Source organism: Dolomitihabitans soli (assembly GCF_022213955.1).
Classification (GTDB): domain Bacteria; phylum Actinomycetota; class Actinomycetes; order Streptosporangiales; family Streptosporangiaceae; genus Streptosporangium_A; species Streptosporangium_A soli.
This window is the reverse complement of record NZ_JAKNTW010000068.1, coordinates 1-1,816: the sequence shown is the minus strand read 5'-3', so window position 1 is coordinate 1,816 and position 1,816 is coordinate 1. Positions and strand designations below refer to the sequence as shown.

Here is a 1,816-nt window from a genome sequence, read left to right as displayed (position 1 = left end):
TTGGCCCCCGCCCAGCCGGTCTGCAGCGGCGCGTTGCTCCCGGTGTGTTTGGTGATCACGGCTGACCAGGCGTCCATGATCTGGATCGCCTTCTTCGCGTAGCGGGCGTCCTTGGTGAGGTACCACTGCAGGGCGTGCGTGTAGGCCGCCATGGCGTCCTCGCGTTCGTCCGAGCAGCCATTGTCGGGAATGGAATTCCCGCCGCAGTTCACGTCGGCGCGGGGCTTGGCCGTGTAGGACAGCGAGGCGTAGGAGTGGCGTTGCAGTTTCCTCCAGGCGGCTCGCCACGGCTCCTTGTCCAGGTTCGCTCTGACGAAGTCGAGCTGAGCGCGACTGACCAGGACCCCAGGATGCTTGAACGGCGCAGCCTGTGCAGCCTGAGCAGGCTGCGGGACGGACAAGGCGGCGACCACGAGCATGGTGGCGGCAAGAGGACGAGCGAGACGCACGGGCTTCCTTCCAAGGCGCGGACGCCTATTCCGCCAGTTACCGGCTCAGCCGTCAAGTCGTTCGTGCCGTGGACAGGGGTCCGATATACCCGCTGCATACCGTGCCCACGGCGGAGTCAGGATTTTCGCCCGCGCCCGCATGTGGAGCGTCTTCCGTTCTGGGGGAATTCGATGTCCTTGACCGGGCCTGCCGGTGAGAATGATCAGGTGAGTGAGCTCGCCGCGCTTCCGAAGCGGCGAGCGTCGGCCGGGTCAGCGCCGGCCCGAGCAGCGAATAGACTAACTCCTCGCCCCGGCGGGGACGTGCGGCTGCTCAAGCTCTAGAACCCCCGGATGAGGGGTGCTGACCTGCGGTTACCTGTCGGCTGTTGATCTCCCGTGTCGCGCCTGCTGAGGATCCTTCCGGGGAGCCGAGAGGCCGGTTTCAGCGATTTTGAAGGGATTTTGGAGAGGCCGGGCGGAGGCTTCCGGCCATGACACCTCCCAAGAGAGTCACCCGGTTCTTACGTCCGGTGCTCGCGGTGACCGTCATCGCTCTGAGCACGGTCGCGATCTCCTCGACTCCCGCGTCGGCGGCGGTCTCCCGCTCCAGCATCGTCTCCATGGCGACGAGCGAGCTCAACAACTCCTCGCGCAATCACGAGTCCCCCGCTGGGAGTGGCTGCAACTACTACACCGGCTACTTCCGCGGCTGGAAGCCCGCCGACGGCTGTCCGTCCACCGACGGGGTCCAGTGGCGAGACAGCGACTGGTGTGCCGACTTCGTCAAGTACGTCTGGTCCAAGTCCGGCGTCACCCATGCCAGCATCCCCGAGGGCGACGGCGGCCTGAGCGGCTGGGCGTACTCGCTCAGGGACTACGGCCAGAAGTACGGCACCTGGCACACCCGCGGCAGTGGCTACACGCCCCAGCCCGGCGATGCCATCACCTTCGACTGGGGCGATGACGGCTCTATCGGTCACGTCGGCATCGTGACTTCGGCGACCTCGAGCACGGTCTACACGATCGAGGGCAACAGCGGAAATCGGACCCAGAGAAACTCTTACTCCCGAGACGACGTCGAGATCGAGGGCTACAGCGCCCCCGTGGGAGCGACAGGTTCCTCGTATGGGGCTGATTTCGACGGTAATGGTGTGGGGGATCTCTTCGCGACGGCGGATGGGAAGTTGTATGTCTGGAACGGCGAGGGCGGTAACGAGTTCGGTGCGCGGGTGGAGGTAGGGGCGGGGTGGTCGGCGTTCGGTAAGCCGATCTCGGGTGACTTCGACGGGGATGGCAGGAGCGATCTGGCGGCGATCAGGGATGGCAGCACGCTGTTCGTCTGGAACGGTGAGGGCGGTAACAAGTTCGGTCCGGCGGTTCAGGTG

The 1,816-nt window shown here is 65.5% G+C and carries 2 protein-coding genes; one reads left to right on the top strand and one right to left on the bottom strand.

The annotated features are described in order from the left end of the window. Positions 1-449 (bottom strand): alginate lyase family protein (locus tag MBA17_RS50920; RefSeq protein ID WP_238505825.1); only part of this gene is annotated, 449 nt, incomplete at its 3' end. Positions 450-922: 473 nt separating this feature from the next. Between MBA17_RS50920 and MBA17_RS48975 the strand changes: the two genes are divergently transcribed. Next, positions 923-1,816 (top strand): CHAP domain-containing protein (locus MBA17_RS48975; RefSeq protein WP_238505824.1); only part of this gene is annotated, 894 nt, incomplete at its 3' end.